Source organism: Paenibacillus sp. FSL P2-0121 (assembly GCF_037975345.1).
GTDB classification, from domain to species: Bacteria; Bacillota; Bacilli; order Paenibacillales; family Paenibacillaceae; genus Paenibacillus_AQ; species Paenibacillus_AQ odorifer.
On record NZ_CP150245.1, the window covers coordinates 1,091,151 to 1,111,691 of the forward strand.

General features: G+C 44.8%; 13 protein-coding genes. 11 read left to right on the plus strand and 2 right to left on the minus strand.

From position 1 onward, the window contains the following. Window positions 1-86: 86 nt before the first annotated feature. Both MKY54_RS04625 and MKY54_RS04630 read left to right on the plus strand, forming a co-directional pair. On the plus strand, window positions 87-2,651 hold the full coding sequence (locus MKY54_RS04625) for a DUF4430 domain-containing protein (RefSeq protein WP_339189682.1): 2,565 nt from the start codon (window positions 87-89) through the stop codon (window positions 2,649-2,651). Between the two features lie 203 nt (window positions 2,652-2,854). Continuing rightward, a complete protein-coding gene (locus tag MKY54_RS04630) occupies window positions 2,855-4,561 on the plus strand; it encodes a methyl-accepting chemotaxis protein (RefSeq protein ID WP_076185021.1) in 1,707 nt (568 codons plus the stop codon). A gap of 2,458 nt (window positions 4,562-7,019) precedes the next feature. On the opposite strand, the gene MKY54_RS04635 is transcribed toward MKY54_RS04630, so the two are convergent. Beyond that, the gene (locus MKY54_RS04635; protein ID WP_076194154.1) at window positions 7,020-8,156 is read right to left on the minus strand and encodes a polysaccharide deacetylase; all 1,137 of its coding nucleotides are present in this window, start codon (window positions 8,154-8,156) and stop codon (window positions 7,020-7,022) included. Between the two features lie 487 nt (window positions 8,157-8,643). Between MKY54_RS04635 and qoxA the strand changes: the two genes are divergently transcribed. The 9 genes from qoxA (at window position 8,644) to MKY54_RS04680 (ending at window position 18,467) form a co-directional block, all read left to right on the plus strand. Next, entirely contained in the window at window positions 8,644-9,663 is a 1,020-nt protein-coding gene (gene qoxA, locus MKY54_RS04640) for a cytochrome aa3 quinol oxidase subunit II (RefSeq protein WP_036680822.1), read from the plus strand. A gap of 38 nt (window positions 9,664-9,701) precedes the next feature. After that, window positions 9,702-11,645, plus strand: coding sequence for a cytochrome aa3 quinol oxidase subunit I (gene qoxB, locus MKY54_RS04645; RefSeq protein ID WP_076129582.1), 1,944 nt, complete (start codon window positions 9,702-9,704; stop codon window positions 11,643-11,645). Further along, complete coding sequence (gene qoxC, locus MKY54_RS04650) at window positions 11,642-12,238, plus strand: cytochrome aa3 quinol oxidase subunit III (protein WP_042124373.1); 597 nt, start codon at window positions 11,642-11,644, stop codon at window positions 12,236-12,238. Before qoxB ends, qoxC begins: the two co-directional genes overlap by 4 nt. Window positions 12,239-12,242: 4 nt before the next feature. Next, window positions 12,243-12,533: a cytochrome aa3 quinol oxidase subunit IV gene (gene qoxD, locus MKY54_RS04655; RefSeq protein WP_036680878.1), complete on the plus strand. Its 291-nt coding sequence runs from the start codon at window positions 12,243-12,245 to the stop codon at window positions 12,531-12,533. A gap of 1,182 nt (window positions 12,534-13,715) precedes the next feature. Next, a complete protein-coding gene (locus MKY54_RS04660) occupies window positions 13,716-14,105 on the plus strand; it encodes a GntR family transcriptional regulator (protein WP_076129581.1) in 390 nt (129 codons plus the stop codon). Further along, window positions 14,098-15,000: an ABC transporter ATP-binding protein gene (locus MKY54_RS04665; protein WP_036680830.1), complete on the plus strand. Its 903-nt coding sequence runs from the start codon at window positions 14,098-14,100 to the stop codon at window positions 14,998-15,000. The genes MKY54_RS04660 and MKY54_RS04665 overlap by 8 nt, the downstream gene beginning before the upstream one ends. Continuing rightward, window positions 14,975-16,996: a hypothetical protein gene (locus tag MKY54_RS04670; RefSeq protein WP_339189685.1), complete on the plus strand. Its 2,022-nt coding sequence runs from the start codon at window positions 14,975-14,977 to the stop codon at window positions 16,994-16,996. Before MKY54_RS04665 ends, MKY54_RS04670 begins: the two co-directional genes overlap by 26 nt. Before the next feature lie 355 nt (window positions 16,997-17,351). Then, complete coding sequence (locus MKY54_RS04675; protein ID WP_339189687.1) at window positions 17,352-17,906, plus strand: RNA 2'-phosphotransferase; 555 nt, start codon at window positions 17,352-17,354, stop codon at window positions 17,904-17,906. Between the two features lie 39 nt (window positions 17,907-17,945). Beyond that, on the plus strand, window positions 17,946-18,467 hold the full coding sequence (locus tag MKY54_RS04680) for a mismatch-specific DNA-glycosylase (RefSeq protein WP_076129577.1): 522 nt from the start codon (window positions 17,946-17,948) through the stop codon (window positions 18,465-18,467). Window positions 18,468-19,584: 1,117 nt separating this feature from the next. Here MKY54_RS04680 and MKY54_RS04685 read toward each other — a convergent pair. Then, window positions 19,585-20,520 carry an MraY family glycosyltransferase gene (locus MKY54_RS04685; protein WP_076129282.1) on the minus strand — a complete coding sequence of 312 codons (936 nt, stop codon included), beginning with the start codon at window positions 20,518-20,520 and terminating at the stop codon, window positions 19,585-19,587. Between the last annotated feature and the right edge of the window lie 21 nt (window positions 20,521-20,541).

Genomic DNA, 20,541 nt, shown 5'->3' on the forward strand with positions numbered 1-20,541 from the left:
CCCTGACCGCCCTCCAAAGGGGCGGTCTTTATGTTATGCGTCTTATTCCCGGCAGTACCCATTCTTATACAGAAAGAGGTTAAACAATGAAGAAAATCATGTCTTCCAAGTTTGTAGCACTTGGGCTGGCCTTATTCATGGTCATTTCAATTCTAGGAACATCTCTTGCTCCGGCGGGACAAATATTTGCAGAAGCGGGCGCTGGCGCCGGTCTGGAGGCAACTGCTGCGGAGCGGATTAATGTTGCGGATGCGACTTATGCGGCTGCAGAATATCTCTTGAAAGGTGGCGTGCAATCGGATTGGCAAGCCATTGGATTAGCGCAAGCAGGGTACAAGCTGCCGGCTAGTTACCTTTCAGAGCTTGAGAAAAAAGTAAAGGATGCAGCTGGCGATTTCACCAATGTAACCGATTATGCTCGAATCGTGCTCGCAGTGAGAGCGATTGGTGCAGATCCTACTAGCTTTGCTGGTAACGGAACGACTCCTGGCTATAATCTGATTGAGAAAATTTATAATAATAGCAAGCTCAGTGAACAGACGCTTAATAATCCGGTATATGCTTTACTTGCGCTGGATTCTGGTAAATATAATATCCCAAGTGACGCGAAATGGACGGCGGATAAGCTCCTTACGGAGATTCTCTCCAAACAGAATCCGGATGGGGGCTTTGCACTAACCTCAGGCGCAAGTGAGCCTGATATGACAGCGATAACCTTGACGGCTCTGGCGGCACATAAAAATAATCCCGAAGCCTACTTAGCAGGGCTACAAGCCGTAGCTTGGTTATCTGCAGCTCAAGATAGCCATGGGGGTTACGGTGACAGTGCTGAAAGTAGCGCACAAGCAATCCTTGGACTCACATCCTTCGGAGTTGATCCTAGTGGATTAGAATACACCAAAAACAAAGTGGATCTAATGGAGAACCTGCTCAGCTATCGTCTAGCTGATGGTAGCTTCACCCATAGCCGTGGTGGAAGCAGTAATATTCTGGCGACAGAGCAAGGGCTTCAGGCGCTGGTTGCCTATAATTTGCTGTATAAAGGAAGCAACAGTAAGCTATACGATTTTTCCAAATCCTCCATTCAGAGTTCACTCATCTACGCTCCAGTAACGATTGAGGGACCACAGGCCACGTTGGCACAAGGGTACGCCTATGCTGGCAACGCACTTGGAGCGTTAGAGAAGCTGGCGCTTCAAACGAACTTGCCGATCACGAATCCTTCGGGCAGTTATGTGACTGGCATCGGAAGTATTGCTGCTGGAAGCTTTGGTGGTTATGACGGATGGATGTATGTTGTATCGCGTGACGGAAAATGGATTAATCCCGATGTAGGCATGAGTGATTTTGTACTTAAAGATTCAGATCAGGTACTGGTTTATTATGCCGGAGACGACACTAAGCTTGTGGATTCCGTTACGCTTTCCAAAGCAAATCTTAAAGAGGGCGATTCTTTTACCGTCACTGTAACTAGTAAGACGTGGAAATGGGACGCTGCTACGAATACTTCCTCTCCTGTAACTGCAAAAGCTGCGGGTGTTCAGGTCCAAATTGGAGCTCACAAGGTAACGACGAATGCTAAAGGTGAGGCCGTATTCTCAGGAAATATGCCCGCAGGTGACTATACACTGACTGTAACTGGCTACCGTGAAGGCAAAGCCCCAACGATTGCTAAATATACAAAAGCTCTAAAAGTGATTTCTAAGAATGTAACAGCTTCGCTAACCGTTGAAGGCCCGGAAGGGTTGATTAGTGAGGGGACTTTGAAAGCCTCCAATGCCCTTGAAGCGTTGCAACAACTAGGGTCTACCGATGATTTTAAAGTAGATATCACCAAATCGTCTTATGGCAACTTTGTATCAGGTATCCATGGAGTTTCGCAAGGTACTTACGACGGATGGTGGAGCTTCGTGGTATCACGCGGCGGGGAGTGGATATATCCAAGTGTGGGTATGGATGCGTTCGAACTACAGGAATCCGATCGTGTGCTTGTCTATTATGCAGGAGAAAATACACAGGTTGTAGATGCTGTGGTGCTTACCCCACCACAGCCAAAAGCTAATGAAGCTTTTACTGTAAAGGTTTCACAGAAAAAGTGGGTGTGGAATCAGGAAAGCTTCACTTCTGATCCGGTTATCTCACCGGCTGCAGGTGTGCAGGTTTCGATTGGTGATAAGAAGGTAATCACGAATGAACAAGGTGTAGCTGTTGTTGATGGGGGTCTCCCGGCAAATAGCTATACACTGACTGTTACCGGTTATACTAAAGACAGCGTACCGAGCGTAGCGCGTTATACTCAGTCTCTGACTGTCGGATCGTCTGTTATTGCTCCAGCAAAAGCTACCGCTACCCTCTCAGTGATTGGAGATAGCCGGAAAGGAACCATCCTAGCCAGTACAACAGTAGCTCTAAAAGAGGGCGAAACGGCTTATAGCTTACTAGTCAGTCAATTAGGGACTAAGGTAGTATCATCCGGCAACGCTGGAAGCATCTACGTGAAATCTATTGAAGGGTTGGCTGAATTTGATGGAGGCCCAAGCAGCGGATGGAAGTATAAAACGAACCGGGATGCGGATCCAAGCATCAGTGCAGACAGTTATATTTTGCAGAACGGTGATACTTTGTACTGGTACTATACCTCTGGAGAATAAGGAAGAGGAAGTTTGAGTAGGCGGGCACACTTGGATTCGGAGTAATAGCGGATCGGGTGCCCGTCCTTTTTATATTTGAGGAAAGTCGTTTTATGACAATATATACTTTTATTCGACACAATATTTAAAAAATCATCAAACTCTTAGCCCTTCCGACCGATAAAAATAGATAGATCATAAGATAATGTGAAGGCGGAGTGTAGATGAAAAATTTGAAAGTGAAATACAAAATAGGGTTGCTTTTGGTATTCGCTGTAATCATGGTTAATGTTGTAGGTGGCATAGGCATCATTACGATGACCCAAATGGCCGAAAAAACAAATGAGACATATAATGAAAATTTATTGCCTGTTTCTTACGTAGGGCAGATGCGTACGAATAATCGGGCTATTGAATCCTATCTTTTGGAGCGTTTGATTAGCGTAAATGCCAGCAAAAACAAAGAACTTTCTGAGAGTATCCAAGTGAAGGTTCAGGATAATAATGAACTTATGAACAAGGTGAAAGCGATTCAGTATAATGATCCTGCTATTGTAAGTAAAATCAAAGAGTATGAATCCTTTTTGCCAGATTATCGTGCACAGCGGGATAACATTATAAAGATTGCTGATAGTAATCATAATCAAGAGGCCTATAAAGTATTTTCAGGCGAATTTAACGAATCCCGTGAAAAAATGATCAACCTACTTAAAGGAATTAGTGATTCTTTGCTTAAAGATGCTGATGAACACAATTCAGATTCCATGGCAACCGCTAAAAGCATGCGGGTAAACAATACCATAATGATTACGTTCGCCTGGGTGATTTGTTTCGTAATTAGTATTGCAATTATTCGACTGATAACAAAACCCCTTAAAGAACTGCAAGGACTAATGAAGCGGGCAGAAGATGGAGATTTGACTGTGGTAGCAACTTACACCGCTAAGGATGAGATCGGCCAAATTAACAGTTCATTTAACAATATGCTGCAGGGCTTGCGGAAGATGATGCAAGGGATTGCAGAGAGTGCAGAACTGCTGTCAGCTTCATCGGAAGAGATGAGCGCTAGTGCTGAGCAGACCTCATTGGCTTCACAAATGATCGCTGTATCTTCTGGAGAGATTGCTGCGGGATTTGATGAGCAGACAGAGAGCATTAACAGTACAACACGTTCCATAAAAGCAATGACCAATGATATTGCAGCCGTAGAGGGCAGCAGCTATGAAATGTCGGATCTAATGGGAGTAGTTTCCGGTTCATCGGATCGTGGAGTAGAGGCTGTAGACCAAATCATTGTGCAGATGAAGGAAATTGACCTCAGTGTAACTCAGAGTCAGGAGATTGTTTCTAATCTAGGGACATTGTCACAAGAGATTAATACAATTATTACAACGATTAACGGTATTGCTACACAGACGAATCTGCTTGCGCTCAATGCTTCTATAGAAGCAGCACGGGCTGGTGAGCATGGACGGGGATTTGCTGTAGTTGCTGGAGAAATTCGTAATCTGGCGGAAGCAACTAGAAATAGTTCTTTGCGGGTTACAGATATTATTACACATATCCAAAAGCAAACCGAAAGCGCAGTAGAATCCATGGCTTTGGGTACTGAGCTAGTCACCAATGGCGTAGTTCAAAGTCATCTGGTATCTCAAGCTTTTCATGAGATTCAGACTTCCATTAAAGAAGCTACCTTACAGACAGCGGAGATTAGAGAAGCGGTTGCTCATGTGGCCATGGAATCACAAGGTGTCGCAGCAGCTATGGAACAGGTCAACGTTATATCTAGTAAAGGTGCAGAAGGTGTTCAGGACACAAGTGCAGCGAGTCAGGAGCAACTATCCGCAATGGAGGAAATGTCAGCTTCAGCTCAGTATTTAGCGGTGCTCGCAGAAGATCTGCAAAAGACATTGTCCAGCTTCAAACTATAGACTTCATAATAATATTAAAACAGCAGAGCAGCGGTTCTCCAGTAACGGAGATCGCTGCTCTGCTGTTCGTGGTTATAGTAGATTGGGAGCAAGTGCGAGCCAGCTGATCCCAGTTGGTCAAGGGGGAGGGATGTAAGCTGGTCTCAGAAGGTCAGGAGCGTATAGACGTAGGCTAGTTTCAGCAGGTCAGGGGGGAGAGATGTAAGTTGATCTCAGCAGGTCAAGGGGGGAGAGATGTAAGTTGATCTCAGTAGGTCAGGAGCGTATAGACGTAAGTTGGTCCCAGCAGGTTGCGGGCAAACATATGCTATGTGATCTCCAGCCCACACTAGTGGTAAGACGGAGGCGTGGAAACAATAAAAACCTAGGAGATGATCGGTATGCTCATACATCGTAGCCCCGTACCCCGTAACTCGTATCCCGTACCCCGTACCCCGTACCCCGTACCCCGTACCCCGTACCCCTAGTGTTCCCGGCTGATCTCTAGTTTTTCAAACACACTGTCTACTTGATATTCCCCAGTTTAAGGTCATCTGGGTCCGATGCGTGGGCTCATACCCATCCCCATATGCTATCGGACTCAGTAGCCGTTATTTGCATATTAATCGCCATTGGGGGTAAGTTTCGGACTCCAGTGCAGCTATTGGTGTGGAAAACGCTGATAACTGGTGTTTTTTGCACCAATAGCGGCTATGTGGGCCGATAACACCCGAAACAGAGGCAAATCCAGCAATTTAGGTCATCTGGGTCCGATGCGTGAGCTTATGCTCACCCCCAAAGGCTATCGGACTCAGTAGCCGCTATTTGCCCATTTATCGCCTTTGTAGCAAAGTTTCGGACTCCAGTGCAGCTATTGGTGTGGAAAACACTGATAACTGGTGTTTTTTGTACCAATAGCGGCTATGTGGTCCGATAACACCCGAAACAGAGGCAAATCCAGCAATTAAGGTCATCTGGGTCCGATAGCGTGAGTTCATACTCATCCCAACTGGTTTGGCGGACACAGCAGACGCCATTCGCTCATTTTGTGGCTTGGGAGTGGAGTTTAGGACTCAGTAGCCGCTATTTGCCCATTTATCGCCATTGGAGCAAAGTTTCGGACACCAGTGCAGCTATTGGTGTGGAAAACGCTGATAACTGGTGTTTTTTGCACCAATAGCGGCTATGAGGTCCGATAGCATCCGAAATATAGCTAAATCCAGCAATTAAGGTCATCTGAGTCCGATAGCGTGGACTCAGACTCATCCCCATAGGCTATAGGACACAGCCGCCGCTATTCGCACATTTGTCGCCATTGGAGCGAAGTTTCGGACACCAGTGCAACTATTGGTGTGGAAAACACTGGTAACTGGTGGTTATTGCACCAATAGCGGCTATGAGGTCCGATAGCATCCGAAATATACCTAAATCCAGCAATTAAGGTCATCTGGGTCCGATGCGTGGACTCATACTCATCCCAACTGGTTTGGCGGACACAGCAGACGCCATTCGCTCATTTAGTGGCTTGGGAGTGGAGTTTAGGACTCAGCAGCCGCTATTTCCATATTTATCGCCATTGGAGCGAAGTTTCGGACTCCAGTGCAACTATTGGTGTGGAAAACGCTGATAACTGGTGTTTTTTGCACCAATAGCGGCTATGAGGTCCGATAGCATCCGAAACAGAGACAAATCCAGCAATTAAGGTCATCCGGGTCCGATGCGTGGGCTCATACTCATCCCCATATGCTATCGGACTCAGTAGCCGCTATTTGCCCATTTATCGCCATTGGAGCAAAGTTTCGGACACCAGTGTAGCTATTGGTGTGGAAAACGCTGATAACTGGTGTTTTTTGCACCAATAGCGGCTATGAGGTCCGATAGCATCTGAAATATAGCTAAATCCAGCAATTAAGGTCATCTGCGTCCGATAGCGTGGGCCCATACTCATCCCCACAGGCCGGACACAGCAGACGCCATTCGATCATTTATCGCCTTTGGAGCAAAGTTTCGGACACCAGTGCAGCTGTTGGTGTGGAAAACACTGATAACGGGTGTTTTTCGCACCAATAGCGGCTATGAGGTCCGATAGCATCCTGAAAATAGGGAAATCCAGCAATTAAGGTCATCTGGGTCCGATGCGTGGGCTCATACCCATCCCCATATGCTATCGGACTCAGTAGCCGCTATTCGCCCATTTATCGCCTTTGTAGCAATGTTTCGGACTCCAGTGCAACTATTGGTGTGGAAAACGCTGATAACTGGTGTTTTTTGCACCAATAGCGGCTATGTGGTCCGATAGCACCCGAAACAGAGGCAAATCCAGCAATTAAGGTCATCTGGGTCCGATAGAAAAACTCGGGAGCATGAATGTGATCGGATTAAACAAAAATTAGTGTTTAGTTCAAGACCTGAAAAAAGAGGGAATCCCAACAGCTAGTTCACAGCTGTTGGGATTCCCTCTTGATTTTTTCAAAAAAACTCAGCGTGTATCCTTCCAGAAATTCAGAGGTTTCAGATCTGAGCTAATGACGTGGAATGTATAGCCTTCTTTTTTCAATGACTCTAAGATACGCGGAAGTACTTTAAGTGTAGCTTTTTGATCATGCATCAGAATCACTGGATTGGTCTGCGATTTCTGCAGCTTATGAACCTGATTCATTACCGAATTATAGATCGTCGTACTAGCATCCTTGTATTTCCAATCCTCTGAGTCCACGTTCCAATCCCACAGATGATAACCTTGAGCCAAGACTTTATCTCTAAAGGCCTTTGTGAAATAAGGCTTGCTTCCATAAGGAGGACGAATCAGTGTAGTGCTTTGACCTGTAATCTTTTTCAAAATGGCATTATCGTTATCCATCTCTCCCAGCGCAGCCGCAGGTGAAGCATAAAACTTCTCTTTCCGGTGCGTCATTCCATGCAATGCGAGAGCATGCCCTTCATTCGCAATCCGTTTCACTTGCGCAGTATGCTGGTTCATATTCGGTCCGATCATGAAAAAAGTTGCCTTCGCATCATATTTTGCCAAAATATCAAGCAATGTAGAAGTTGTAGCCGTTGGCCCATCATCAAAGGTGAGGTATACGGTCTTACCTTGCTTCCCAACAGTTGGCGTAGAAGTTCCAGGAGTTGCGCTTGGCTTCAATTCCTTTTTAAACTTACTTACAAATGTTGCATCATCTAATGTAGCCGAGCCATCTTTTACACGCAATAAATATTGATCTGCTTTAAAGGAAATTCCAAAACCAAGATAAGAGGTCAATTTCAGTGGAACCATTGTTTTTCCGTTTTTCAAAAATGTACTCATGGATATGGTCTTTCCATCGCCTAGAGTAGCTGTTGCATGATCATTCAGCAGTTTGATTGATCTGTTCTGACCTGTAACTTTTATCCCATCGCTCACTCCAGTTAGCGTTAACTTAAGTTCCTGTGATAGATCACGTAGAGGAACGTAATAGGTATCTTTTACCGAAACTGCTTCAATAGTTGTTAACTTATCGTTCACACCTAACCTAAGGGAGCCTGCACCTGCTGCATTCACTGAATCTATCGCTCGTATTGATCCGGAACCAATGAATAATACGATTAATAATAGCCATACTTTCTTTAAAGACATCGTCAAAAATCTCCTATCTATGTATATTTGTCTATTACCTTAACATACATTGATAGAATGAAATTTGAGAGATTGTAACCCCCAGCAGAATAATTTGTTACCTTTTAGAAGTTAACTATGATTTCAACCACAATCATAAAAAGCACGCGACTCCGGCTAAATACTGGCGCATCAACAAAAAATGGTTAAAATCACCCCGTTTTGCGCAGAATAGATGTGTCTAAATTAGCAACTTTAGTAAACTATTGAACAAAGTTTGAACGGAATTTTTCAACCCATAAACAGCGCCGTTACAGTGATCTTTATCATACTATTAGAAACTTGTAACAAATTGATCACACATATTTAACTTGTTCGCCATTATTAAGGTCTTTTTTAGGCTAAATGGAAAAATAAGTCTTTTGCTTTCTTCCCCATAAATTCTTACTATATATTAAGGTTAATGTTGAGGGTTAATAAAAGAAGTATTGAAGGAAGGAGCTTAAGCATGAACAAAAAGGGACCGTTATACGCTTTATTTCTCAGCCTAATTTTACTCTTGCCAGGATGCAGTTCAATCGCTGTTCTGAATCCGAAGGGGCCGGCTGCAAGAACTTTATCTGACACGATCATTCTCTCCATTGTTATGATGCTCGGCGTTCTGGCAGTTGTCTACATCTTATATGTCTTTGTGCTTTTGAAATACCGTGCTAAAAAAAGCAACGAAGATTATATTCCTCCTCACGAGGAAGGAAACAAATGGCTGGAGGCTATCTGGATTACCATTCCGATTATTATCGTGGCATTCCTCTCCGTAGTCACCGTCAAAACAACAGTAGATGTAGAAAATGTTGCAGCGGATTATAAAGATCAGAAACCGCTTGTAATTTATGCTTCCTCCTCTAACTGGAAATGGCATTTCAGCTACCCAGAAGAAGGTATCGAAACAGTAAACTACGTTAACATTCCAGTTCACCGCGCTGTAGAGTTCAGATTGTATTCTTTCGGTACGATCTCAAGTCTTTGGATCCCACAATTGGGAGGACAAAAATACGCGATGAGCGACATGATCACAACCTTGCATCTTTCAGCTGATACTGTAGGTTCTTATGTCGGAAGAAATGCGAACTTTAATGGTAAGGGTTTTGCCCACATGGAGTTTGAAACACTTGCGATGACAGATAAGGACTATCAGGAATGGGTGAAAGACGTTAAAGAAACGGCGGGTCCACTGACGGAAGATGAATTTAAAGGTCTTTTGGAAATGGAACATGTCGGACGTAAAACGTATACGAATACTCACTTATCCTTTAGCCCGCCTCCGGGAAGCCATGGTGACCATATGAGTAATGGTGGCACTGAAATGGATACGGATAACGGAAGTATGGAGCATCAGGATAATAAAGAAATTCACCCGACTCCAGCACCATCCAGCGAGACGGAATTCAACACCGAGCCTAATCCAGAACTGGATGAGCCGACACCTAGTTCTCCATTAGAAGAGAGCACAACACATGACGGACACTAGTCAAAGTTAATTGAACAACTTGAAAGGAGCGATTCCTAATGGATTGGGATAAATTTAAGGTCCACGGCGAACCCCTGATATACGGAGCTATGGCAAGTATTGTTCTGGCTACAATCGGGATTATCGTCGGCCTGACCTATTTTAAAAAATGGGGATATTTATGGCGCGAATGGTTGACTACTGTTGACCACAAACGTATTGGGATTATGTATATCCTCGCTGCATTGCTTATGCTTTTCCGCGGCGGCGTTGACGCTATTATGATGAAGCTGCAAACAGCAGCCCCGGACATGAAATTTCTTGACGCACAGCATTACAACGAGGTATTTACAACACACGGCTTGATTATGATCCTTTTTATGGCCATGCCGTTTATTATCGGTCTGATGAATGTTATCGTTCCGCTGCAAATCGGTGCTAGAGACGTTGCCTTCCCGCGTCTGAATGCTGTCAGCTTCTGGCTCTTCTTCTTTGGAGCTATGCTGCTTAACATTTCGTTTGTTATCGGGGGATCGCCAGATGCTGGTTGGTCCGCATATTTCCCGCTAGCAAGTTTAGAGTTCAGTCCAACGGTGGGTAATAACTATTACTCGCTCGCACTACAAATTTCAGGTATTGGTACGCTCCTCACAGGCGTTAACTTTATTGTAACGATTCTGAAAATGCGTGCACCAGGCATGAAGTTGATGAAAATGCCGATGTTTACTTGGTCCGTATTGATCACCAACGTAATTATCGTATTCGCATTCCCTGTGCTTACGGTTGCACTCGCGTTGATGATGTTCGACCGGTTGTTCGGCTCTCAATTCTTTACGATGGCCAATGGCGGTATGGATATGTTATGGGCCAACCTGTTCTGGGTATGGGGTCACCCTGAAGTATATATCGTTGTCTTACCGGCATTCGGTATTTATAGTGAAATTATCGCCACCTTCTCTAAAAAGAACCTGTATGGATATACATCCATGGTATTCAGTATGTTGATCATTTCCCTCTTGTCCTTCCTAGTATGGGCTCACCATTTCTATACAATGGGTCAAGGTGCTATGGTTAACAGCTTCTTCTCGATTACAACCATGGCCATTGCCGTACCAACAGGTGTGAAAATATTTAACTGGCTATTTACCTTACGAAAAGGGCGAATAACCTTTACGACACCTATGCTATACACCCTGGCCTTTATTCCGATCTTTACGATTGGTGGGGTAACAGGTGTCATGCTGGCTATGGCCAGTGCCGATTACCAGTACCATAATACGATGTTCCTGGTTGCCCATTTCCACTACGTTCTTATTCCAGGTGCGGTCTTCGCCGTTATCGCAGGGTTCCATTACTGGTTCCCTAAAGTATTCGGTTTCCGTCTGAATGAACGTCTTGGCAAGCATGCCTTCTGGTGGATTATCATTTCCTTTAACGTATCGTTCTTCCCGCTGTTTATTCTTGGACTTAAGGGTATGACCCGCCGACAATATACCTATTCTGCGGATACCGGATTTGGCCCGCTGAGTATGGTCTCATTCGTAGGTGCGATCGGTCTCGCTATTGGATTTGTAATCCTGGTTTATAACATTTACTGGAGTACTCGTTACGAACCAAGAGATACTGATGGAGATCCGTGGGATGCACGTACTTTGGAATGGGCAACGAAAAGCCCGATTCCAGCTTACAACTTCGCAGTGGTTCCAAATGTAAAAACACGCGATGCTTACTGGTCTGCTAAACAAGATAAAGTACCGCTTTTTGAAGATAAGATTACTAAGATTCATATGCCTAGCAACACAGGAAAACCATTTGTTTTGGGTGTTATCTTCTTCATTGCAGGGTTCTCTCTGGTCTTCAGTCTTTGGATTCCAGCGATCCTCTCTGGAGTAGGTATCCTCATTGTTCTAGCTGCTATGTCCTTTGATAGGGATCACGGATTCTACATCCCAGCAGAAGAAGTTATTGCTACTGAAAAGAAATTGCGGGGTGAGACAGTATGAAAATAGATGCGTCTAAGCCGCTTGAATACTCAACAGAAGAGAATAGTAATAAAATCTTTGGCTTCTGGGTTTTTCTAGGAGCGGAGATTGCACTGTTCGCTACATTGTTCACTGTTTACTTTGTAATGGTAGACCGTTTTGCCAGCGGCCCTAGCGGGCCGGATCTTTTCGAAATTGGTCCAGTAATGATCGAAACATTGCTGCTGCTGACAAGTTCGTTCACGATTGGTCTTGCAGTTCATGCCATGCGGCATGGTTACCAAAAAGCCATGATGGTCTTTTTCGGACTAACCCTTCTAATGGGTCTCGGCTTCCTTGGTATTGAAATCACGGAGTTTGTCACTTATGTTCACGAAGGGGCTACACTTCAAACCAGTGGTTTCCTATCCAGTCTCTTTGTACTGCTGGGAACACATGGAGCTCACGTATCGTTCGGGTTCCTGTGGGGTGCGGCTATTCTAATCCAGTTGAAGCGTCAAGGTATTAATCCGGCTACGGCCAATAAATCCTTTATCTTCTCGCTGTACTGGCATTTCTTGGACGTTGTCTGGATCTTTATTTTCAGCTTCGTCTATCTGAAAGGACTGATGTAGCATGATGAAGCAATTGTTTCCAATTCGCCATGTGATGGGTTTCTTAGCCTCTCTTGTCCTTTCTGTGGCTGCACTTGCTGTAATCTACCTTGATCTATCCAACACTGCGAACATGGCTATCCTGCTTGTTACAGCCCTCATTCAGGCTTCCTTGCAGCTCTTCCTGTTCATGCATATTGGTGAATCAGCAGATACCAAGAAAGAACTTTACATCAATATCGCCTATGCCTTATTCGTTGGTTTAGTTACGATATTCGGTACGCTCTTCATCTTCGTATGGGGCTGGTATGCTTAATTACAGTCACTAATACTCAAAGGGACGTCTCCAAAGCCAAAATGGCTTAGGGACGTCTCTTTTTTTGCGTTTATTTAGGAGGTTTATTGTAGCGGATGCCCGGAAATGTGCGCCTTTCTAGGCAATAGCTGCAGTGGAGTCCGAAACTTCGCTCAAAAGGCGGAAAACGTGCGAATAGCGTCATCTGGGTCCGAAATCCATGGGGGATGAGGGGAACTTGGCGCGATCGGACTCAGATGACTTTAAAAGCTGGAATCAGCGGCGTTTGGAGTTGTAACGGACCCCAAAGCCGCTATTGGTGTGAAAAACGCCAAAAATGAGCGCCTTTCTAGGCAATAGCTGCAGTGGAGTCCGAAACTTCGCTCAAAAGGCGGAAAACGTGCGAATAGCGTCATCTGGGTCCGAAATCCATGGGGGATGAGGGGAACTTGGCGCGATCGGACTCAGATGATCTTAAAAGCGGGGAACAGCAGCGTTTGAGTCCGAAAGCCCCGTGAGACAAGGTCGGCTTGGCGCGATCGGACTCAGATGAGCTTAAAAGCGGGAAACAGCGTCATTTGGAGTTGTAACGGACCCCAAAGCCGCTATTGGCATGAAAAACGCCCAAAAGAGCGTCTCTCTAGACTATAGCTGCAGTGGAGTCCGGAACTTCGCTCAATAGGCGGAAAATGTGCGAATAGCGGCATCTGGGTCCGAAAGCCGCGGGGGATAAGGGGGCTTGGCGCGATCGGACTCAGTTGAGCTTAAAAGCTGGAATCAGCGGCATTTGGAGTAGTAACGGACCCCAAAGCCGCTATTGGTGTGAAAAACGCCCGAAATGAGCGTCTTTCTAGGCAATAGTTGCAGTGGAGTCCGAAACTTCGCTCAAAAGGCGGAAAATATGCGAATAGCGTCATCTGGGTCCGAAAGCTACGGGGGAGATAAGGGGGGGGGCGGCGCGATCGGACTCAGGGGAGCTTAAAAGCGGGAAACAGCGTCATCAGGGTCCTAAAACTATTGTGGACGAGATTGGCTCGGCGCGATCGGACGTAATTTTGATTAATAGTAAGAGATAGATAGATCCCCAAAGGATAATCTTGGGGATTTTTTTGTTGACATATAAATAAAACTGTATTAATAATAGTAGTACAGTTAGTACACATCATAATGGATTTAATGCAAGATAGTGGAAGGAGGAAGGTTATGTTCGAACTGGACGTTCGTAGTCGGAAGCCGATTTATGAGCAGCTGACCGATAAGGTCAAGGAGATGATTCTGCATGGTATTTTGCAGACGGATGAACAGCTACCTTCTGTAAGGACGTTATCCCAGCAGCTAACCGTGAATCCCAATACGATTCAGAAGGCTTACCGTGAATTGGAACGTGAGGGATATATCTATTCATTACAGGGGAAAGGAAGTTTTGTAGCCCCAGTGAAAAAAGAACAAAATGCGATCAAAAAAGCGGAAGTCCGGAACGAGTTGCTTAGGCTGATGGCGGAGGCGGTATACCTTGGGTTCACCGCAGCTGAGATTAGTTCTTTGTACCAACAAGTGGAGAAGCAAAGAGAAGGAGGGAAGAGTGATGATTGAGATTCGGGGAGTCAGCAAGTTATTTCAAGGCGAGAAGGCAGTCGACGATATCTCTTTAACGGTACATAAAGGAACAATTTATGGGCTGCTCGGCTCTAATGGCGCGGGCAAAACAACGCTGCTCAAAACATTGGCGGGCATCTACTCTCCAGATAAGGGGACCGTGCGGGTGGATGGTGAAGCGGTTTTCGAACACCCGACGACTAAGCAACGGGTTATTTTTATGCCGGATGCTCCTTACTTTTTCCCACAATCCACCATGCTGCAAATGGCGGCCTTCTATCGCTCGATTTATCCGAGCTGGAATCAGAAGCGTTTTGAAGATTTGGGAACCGTATTTCAGCTCGATAAAAAACGCAAACTCAGTCGTTTCTCCAAAGGGATGCAGCGGCAAGCGTCATTTTGGTTATGTTTAAGCTGTATGCCGGATGTGCTGATTATGGATGAACCGATTGACGGATTAGATCCGGTGATGCGGCGTCAGATCAAAAACCTGCTATTTCAGGAGGTTGCTGAACGCGAGTTGACGGTAATCATTTCTTCCCATAACCTTCGTGAGATTGAAGATCTGTGCGATCATGTCGGGATTATGCATGGTGGGAAGATGTTGATTGAGAAGGATCTGGATGATCTTAAGGCGGATACACATAAGATTCAAGTGGCGTTTCGAGATGAACGGCATGAGATTCCGTTAGCTGCCAAGCTACAAGTTCTGCATCAAGAGCGCCGGGGAAGTGTGAACCTATATATTGTAAAAGGGGATCGTGAACGGATCAAAGCGGCTTTTCAGGTGTACGAGCCATACGTATTCGATTTGCTTCCATTAACGTTAGAAGAGATCTTTATTTATGAAATGGGGGATGTCGGATATGACGCGCAGCCATTACTACTTTAATAGCAGTATTTTTCGCCAGAACTTCCGCCAGCATGGCTGGATAGGGATTATATATGCACTCGGCTTATTATTTGCACTTCCATTGCAGCTCTTTATGAGCAGCAATCCGGATGCAAAACCGCAGGAAGTTGATCATTTATTTCGCATAGCTGGTAGTGTGCAAGCCTTGTTTATCATTACGATCCCAGTTGCCGCAGGACTATTCTTATTCCGATACCTTCAGGCAAAATCACCCGCAGATCTTTGGCATAGCCTGCCTTTACGCAGAGAGCATATATTTACAGCTCATCTGACGAGTGGACTTACCTTACTATTGCTGCCTGTTTGGTTAACTGCTGGGGTGGTTGCTGTTGTAAAGCCATGGAGTGGGAATTTTTATATTTTTCAAGGCGCAGATATTTGGCAATGGTGTATCACAGTTAGTATTCTGACTTTGTTCCTCTTCTGTTTTAGTGTTTTTGTGGGAATATGTACAGGCCAATCTATTCTTCAGGGAATTATCATTTATATTTTGCTTATTCTTCCTGTTGTACTGATCTCATTAATCCACAGCCATTTAGCTATGTATCTTTATGGATATGCAAATGCAAACTCTAACTTGCGTGATTCTATTTCGCAGATATGGTCTCCTTTTGTTCATATCGTGTATTATTTTACCGGCAAACCCTTCACCAATACAGAATTATGGATTTATGGGGTATTGGCACTTCTATTTATCGGGTTGTCGTACCTGTTATACCGTAAACGTAATACGGAAAAAGCGGGTCAGGCTATTGCCTTTGGATATTTCAACCCACTGTTTAAAGCAGGGGTTATGTTATGCGCCATGCTTATTGCCGGTAATTATTTTGCGCAAATGAAGCAACAGCAAATGGGCTGGGTGATTAGTGGATATGCCATCGGAGCCATTATTGGTTATGTCGCCGCAGAAATGATTGTTCGGAAAACATGGCAGATTATGACGCGTAAAATGGTAGCTGAGTTTGCAGTTTATGCGGTAATGATAGGGTTACTTCTGTATATCCCGGTATCAAGTGTTACGGGGTATGAAGCTAGAGTGCCTTCCGGTGATAAGATTAGCGGTGTATATATGGGAGCTAACTACCGGTTGTATGCCCCAACGGATGATTTGTACACTACACCCTACATGGGGCAGAACCCTTTTTCCGATGATAAAGATTATATAGAAGCTGTCCGTAAACTCCATCAAGCGGTAGTTGCGGTACGTCCAGAACTTACCTCACAACAATACGTTTATGAATATTTTACTCTGGCTTATCAATTGGAGAATGGTCACAAGCTAGTGAGGGAATACTGGATCCCTAATAAGGGGTTTGAATCAGAGCTCAAGGCGGTTAAGGATACCGAAGCTTACAAGTATGAAAAGTATAATTTAGCTCTCTTAGACAAAGACCTGGATTATATGTGGGTTACTAACAGGAATAAAAAAGTAGCGATCTCTGATCCCGGGGAAATTTTAGAGCTAAAGGAGATTATCAAACGCGAAATTTTGAATATGTCCTACGAAGTACAGATAGATAAGGATGGAATACCTGATGTGGCTAATCTCCAAATAGAGGTAAAGGCAAAAGAGGACAGCAATCAAGTTTCTTCAAGTTATGGTTATAATTATCCATGGAAATCTTCTTTCCATGAGCTTGAAAAGTGGATGAACGAAAAAGGTTATGCCGATAAAATACAAATAACAGCTGAAGATATCCAATCGGCAGAGATTATAAAAGATGATTATATGGACGAGCAAACACCTAAGAACCCTACTAGTCCTGAACAAAGAGTAGCGCTTGCACGCGAAAAGAATCGTACGGCTGTTACGAAGGATAAGACATTATTAACAGATATTTTGGACCATCATTTCCATTATGGTGTTGAGAATGGCAACTACATTGTGAAGTTGATGTACAAAGAGGGTTATAGCGATTTCGTAATGTTAAAAGAATCGGATATGACGCCTGAATTGAAAGCATTGTTGGAATAAGTTAAGAATAAGTTTAGAATAAGGTAAGTAAAAGATTACAGATAAAAGACTACTGGTTGACATAAACTGGATAGTTGGATTATGCTTTTGGAGATACGATAAGGATGATATGGAACTTTCAGGTCAGCCTCTGAACCAGTATATTCGTTTCCGGTAAAATAACATCGCTGTATTAACTGGTAAGGAGTTTTGTATTTAGGTGAAGCCCGACCATGGACGATAGAGTCCATGGTCTTTTTTGCATAGTAAGAGGTAATACATGGATGTGTGATTGCTGTAATGCCTCTGGAATCTGCTTCGAAGAGATCCTTTACTGTAGAATAATATAAATAGGAAAAATTGAGGTGAAAATATAATGTTAAGCAATACAGCGGAAGTGTCGTTAAGTAAATTTATGACTAAGCTGCTTCGGCATACCCCGGAGCAATATGGTCTTATTTTGGATCCAGAGGATGGTTCCTGTAGGTTGGATGATTTACTGTCTGTTATTGTAAGCACTCCTAGATGGTCAGAGGTGACTGTGGGAGATATTCGGCAAGTGGTCGCAGGTTGCGACAAGCAACGATTGGAAATCGTTGATGACCGGATCAAAGCCCGGTACGGGCATAGCCATACAAAAATCACTTATGAGCCGGGGACTCCGCCTGCTGTACTTTTTCACGGAACTCATGCTGGTGTGCTTTCTGTGATTTTGGAGGAGGGACTCCAATCGATGGGACGGCAGTATGTTCATTTGTCTGAAGGGACTCATTTTGCCAGTTTAGCCGGAAGTCGCAGAGGGAAATTGATATTGTTAACTGTTGATACGATTAGAGCGGGTCAAATGGGTGTAACCTTTTATAATGCGGGTAATAAGGTATGGTTGGCAGGTCATATACCGCCGTCCTGTCTTAAGGTGTATACCCCGTAAGTTGAACTAGATCGACGTTTGGTTAGGAGGCATAATAACATGGATGAAATTCCAGATCACTTAGATCACGGATTACAGATTGTATTTATTGGGTTCAATCCTAGTATCCGTTCTGGCGAGGTAGGACATCATTACGCGAATCCGCGGAATAATTTCTGGAGAATATTACATCAGTCTGGACTTACTCCCCGGTTGTATGATGCGTCTGAGGATGGGGACTTGCTTAAGCTGGGCTATGGGTTTACAAATATTGTTGCCCGTCCCACACGGGGAATCGACGATATTACTCGTGAAGAATACCAGGAGGGTCGGGAAATGCTTCGCTCCAAGCTGGAGAAATATCGGCCTCAAGTCGCCTGTTTTGTAGGTAAGGGTGTGTATACAGAGTTTAGCCGCAGAACAAAAGCAAACTGGGGATTTCAAGGGGACGTGCCTCCAAAGGTAGATGGCGTTCGTGAATTTGTTGCACCCTCTTCTAGCGGATTAGTTAGAATGCCGATGGAAGAGATCGTTGGGATTTATCGCAGATTAGCTGAGTTTACGCAAGAGAACGATGGGTGATTGATGTATTCGGAGGTAGGGTGCTAAAGGACACAGGAGTCGTTAAAAGTAACAAATCACTCTAATTTGCGTGCTATCGGACTCCGATGCAGCTATTGGGTGGAAATTGACTGATTATGAGTCCATTTTGAGTAGATAGCGTCTCTGGAGTCCGAAAACACCACTGAATGGCCGAAAATCCACGAATAACGGCGCCTGAGTCCGCAAGAGTAAAAGCTGGGGAATTGGCCATGGATCTACGTAAATCCGTAGATCCGTAGACCCCGCAGATCCCGTAGATCCCGTAGATCCCGTAGATTGCAACTGTTTTAACCAGCGGCAGAATGTAGGATAGAAAGACTGAGCAGTAACGCTGCAAATGGAGCTAAAGGACACAGGAGTCGCTAAAAGTAACAATTCACTCTTATTTGTGCGCTATCGGACTCCGATGCAGCTATTGGGTGGAAATAGACTGAAAATGCGTCCGATTTGGTGTGATAGTGTCTTTGGAGTCCGAAAACACCACTGAATGGCCGAAAATCCACGAATAACGGCGCCTGAGTCCGTAAGGATAAAGACTGGAGAGTTCGCTGTGAATCACTGTGGATCGCTGTGAATCTCTGTAGATCCCGCAGATCCCGCAGATCCCGCAGATCCCGTAGATCCCGTAGATTGCAACTGTTTTAACCAGCGGCAGAGTGTAGGTTAGAAAGACTGAGCAGTAACGCTGCAAATGGAGCTAAAGGACACAGGAGTCGCTAAAAGTAACAATTCACTCTTATTTGTGCGCTATCGGACTCCAATGCAGCTATTGGGTGGAAATTGACTGATTATGAGTCCATTTTGAGTAGATAGCGTCTCTGGAGTCCGAAAACACCACTAAATGGCCGAAAATCCACGAATAACGGCGCCTGAGTCCGTAAGGATAAAGGCTGGAGAGTTCGCTGTGGATCGCTGTGGATCTCTGTAGATCCCGCAGATCCCGCAGATCCCGCAAGCTCTGGCAAACTCTCGCATCTTAGCTATCTCTCGCTACCCTCAAACACAAAAGGAGCCAGATTCCATATCGGAATCTGGCTCCTTTTGTAACTTCAAAGGGCAGTCTCAGTATATGAGACATGCCCTTAGTCCTAATACATTAGGTCTCAATCAGCAGCAGAATGATAGAGGATAAGGATAGGCAAACACTAATCAGGCAAAGCACGGCAACGACCTGCTTCTGGTTCAGGCCTGCCCGAAGTAGGCGGTAATGAGCCTGGGTGGCATCGGCTTGATAAATGGACTTGCCTTGGATGAAACGTTTGACTACGACAAAAATGTTGTCGAAGATCGGTACGCCCAGCGCCAGAATCGGAATGAACAGCGACAGGACGGTGGCTTGCTTGAACGCTCCGTCGAGTGCAATTACCGCTAGGATGAAGCCGAGAAAGGTTGCCCCGGCGTCGCCCATAAAGATTTTGGCGGGCGGCTTATTGTAGCGCAGATAAGCAAGCGTAACGCCAATCAGTGAAATTGCCATAATGGCAGATGAGGATTGTCCCTTTGCCAGTGCGACAACAAATAACGTAATCGCCGAAATGGCCGTCAAGGCACCAGCCAGACCGTCCATGCCATCCGAGAAATTAATAACTGTGGTTACACCGAAGATCCAGATAATCGTCAGCAGAAACGATAGAATGACAGGCAAAACGATATAATCGCCTGAGAACGGATTGTAGAATCCGGTAAAGGCATTGCCAGAAACATAAACCAGGATCGCTGCGCTAACTTGTACAATTAACTTGGGCAGAGCTGGGAAATCTTTGCCTTTCGTTTTGTACCAATCATCCACTGTGCCTATGGTCAGCAACAGTACGCCACCTACAAATAATGCGACAGTCTCCATGGAGAAATCACGCGCGAACACCAGATAAGTGATAAAAAATCCGATGAATATGGCGTAGCTGGCCGTTAGCGGAATGGGCTCTCTATGAATTTTACGCTCAACGTCCTGCCGAGGCTTGTCCACAAAATCAAGCCGAAAAGCAAGCTTGCCGAGCGGCGGAATTAGAAAGTAGACGATAAGAAATGACATTAGAAATGATAAAACGTATAA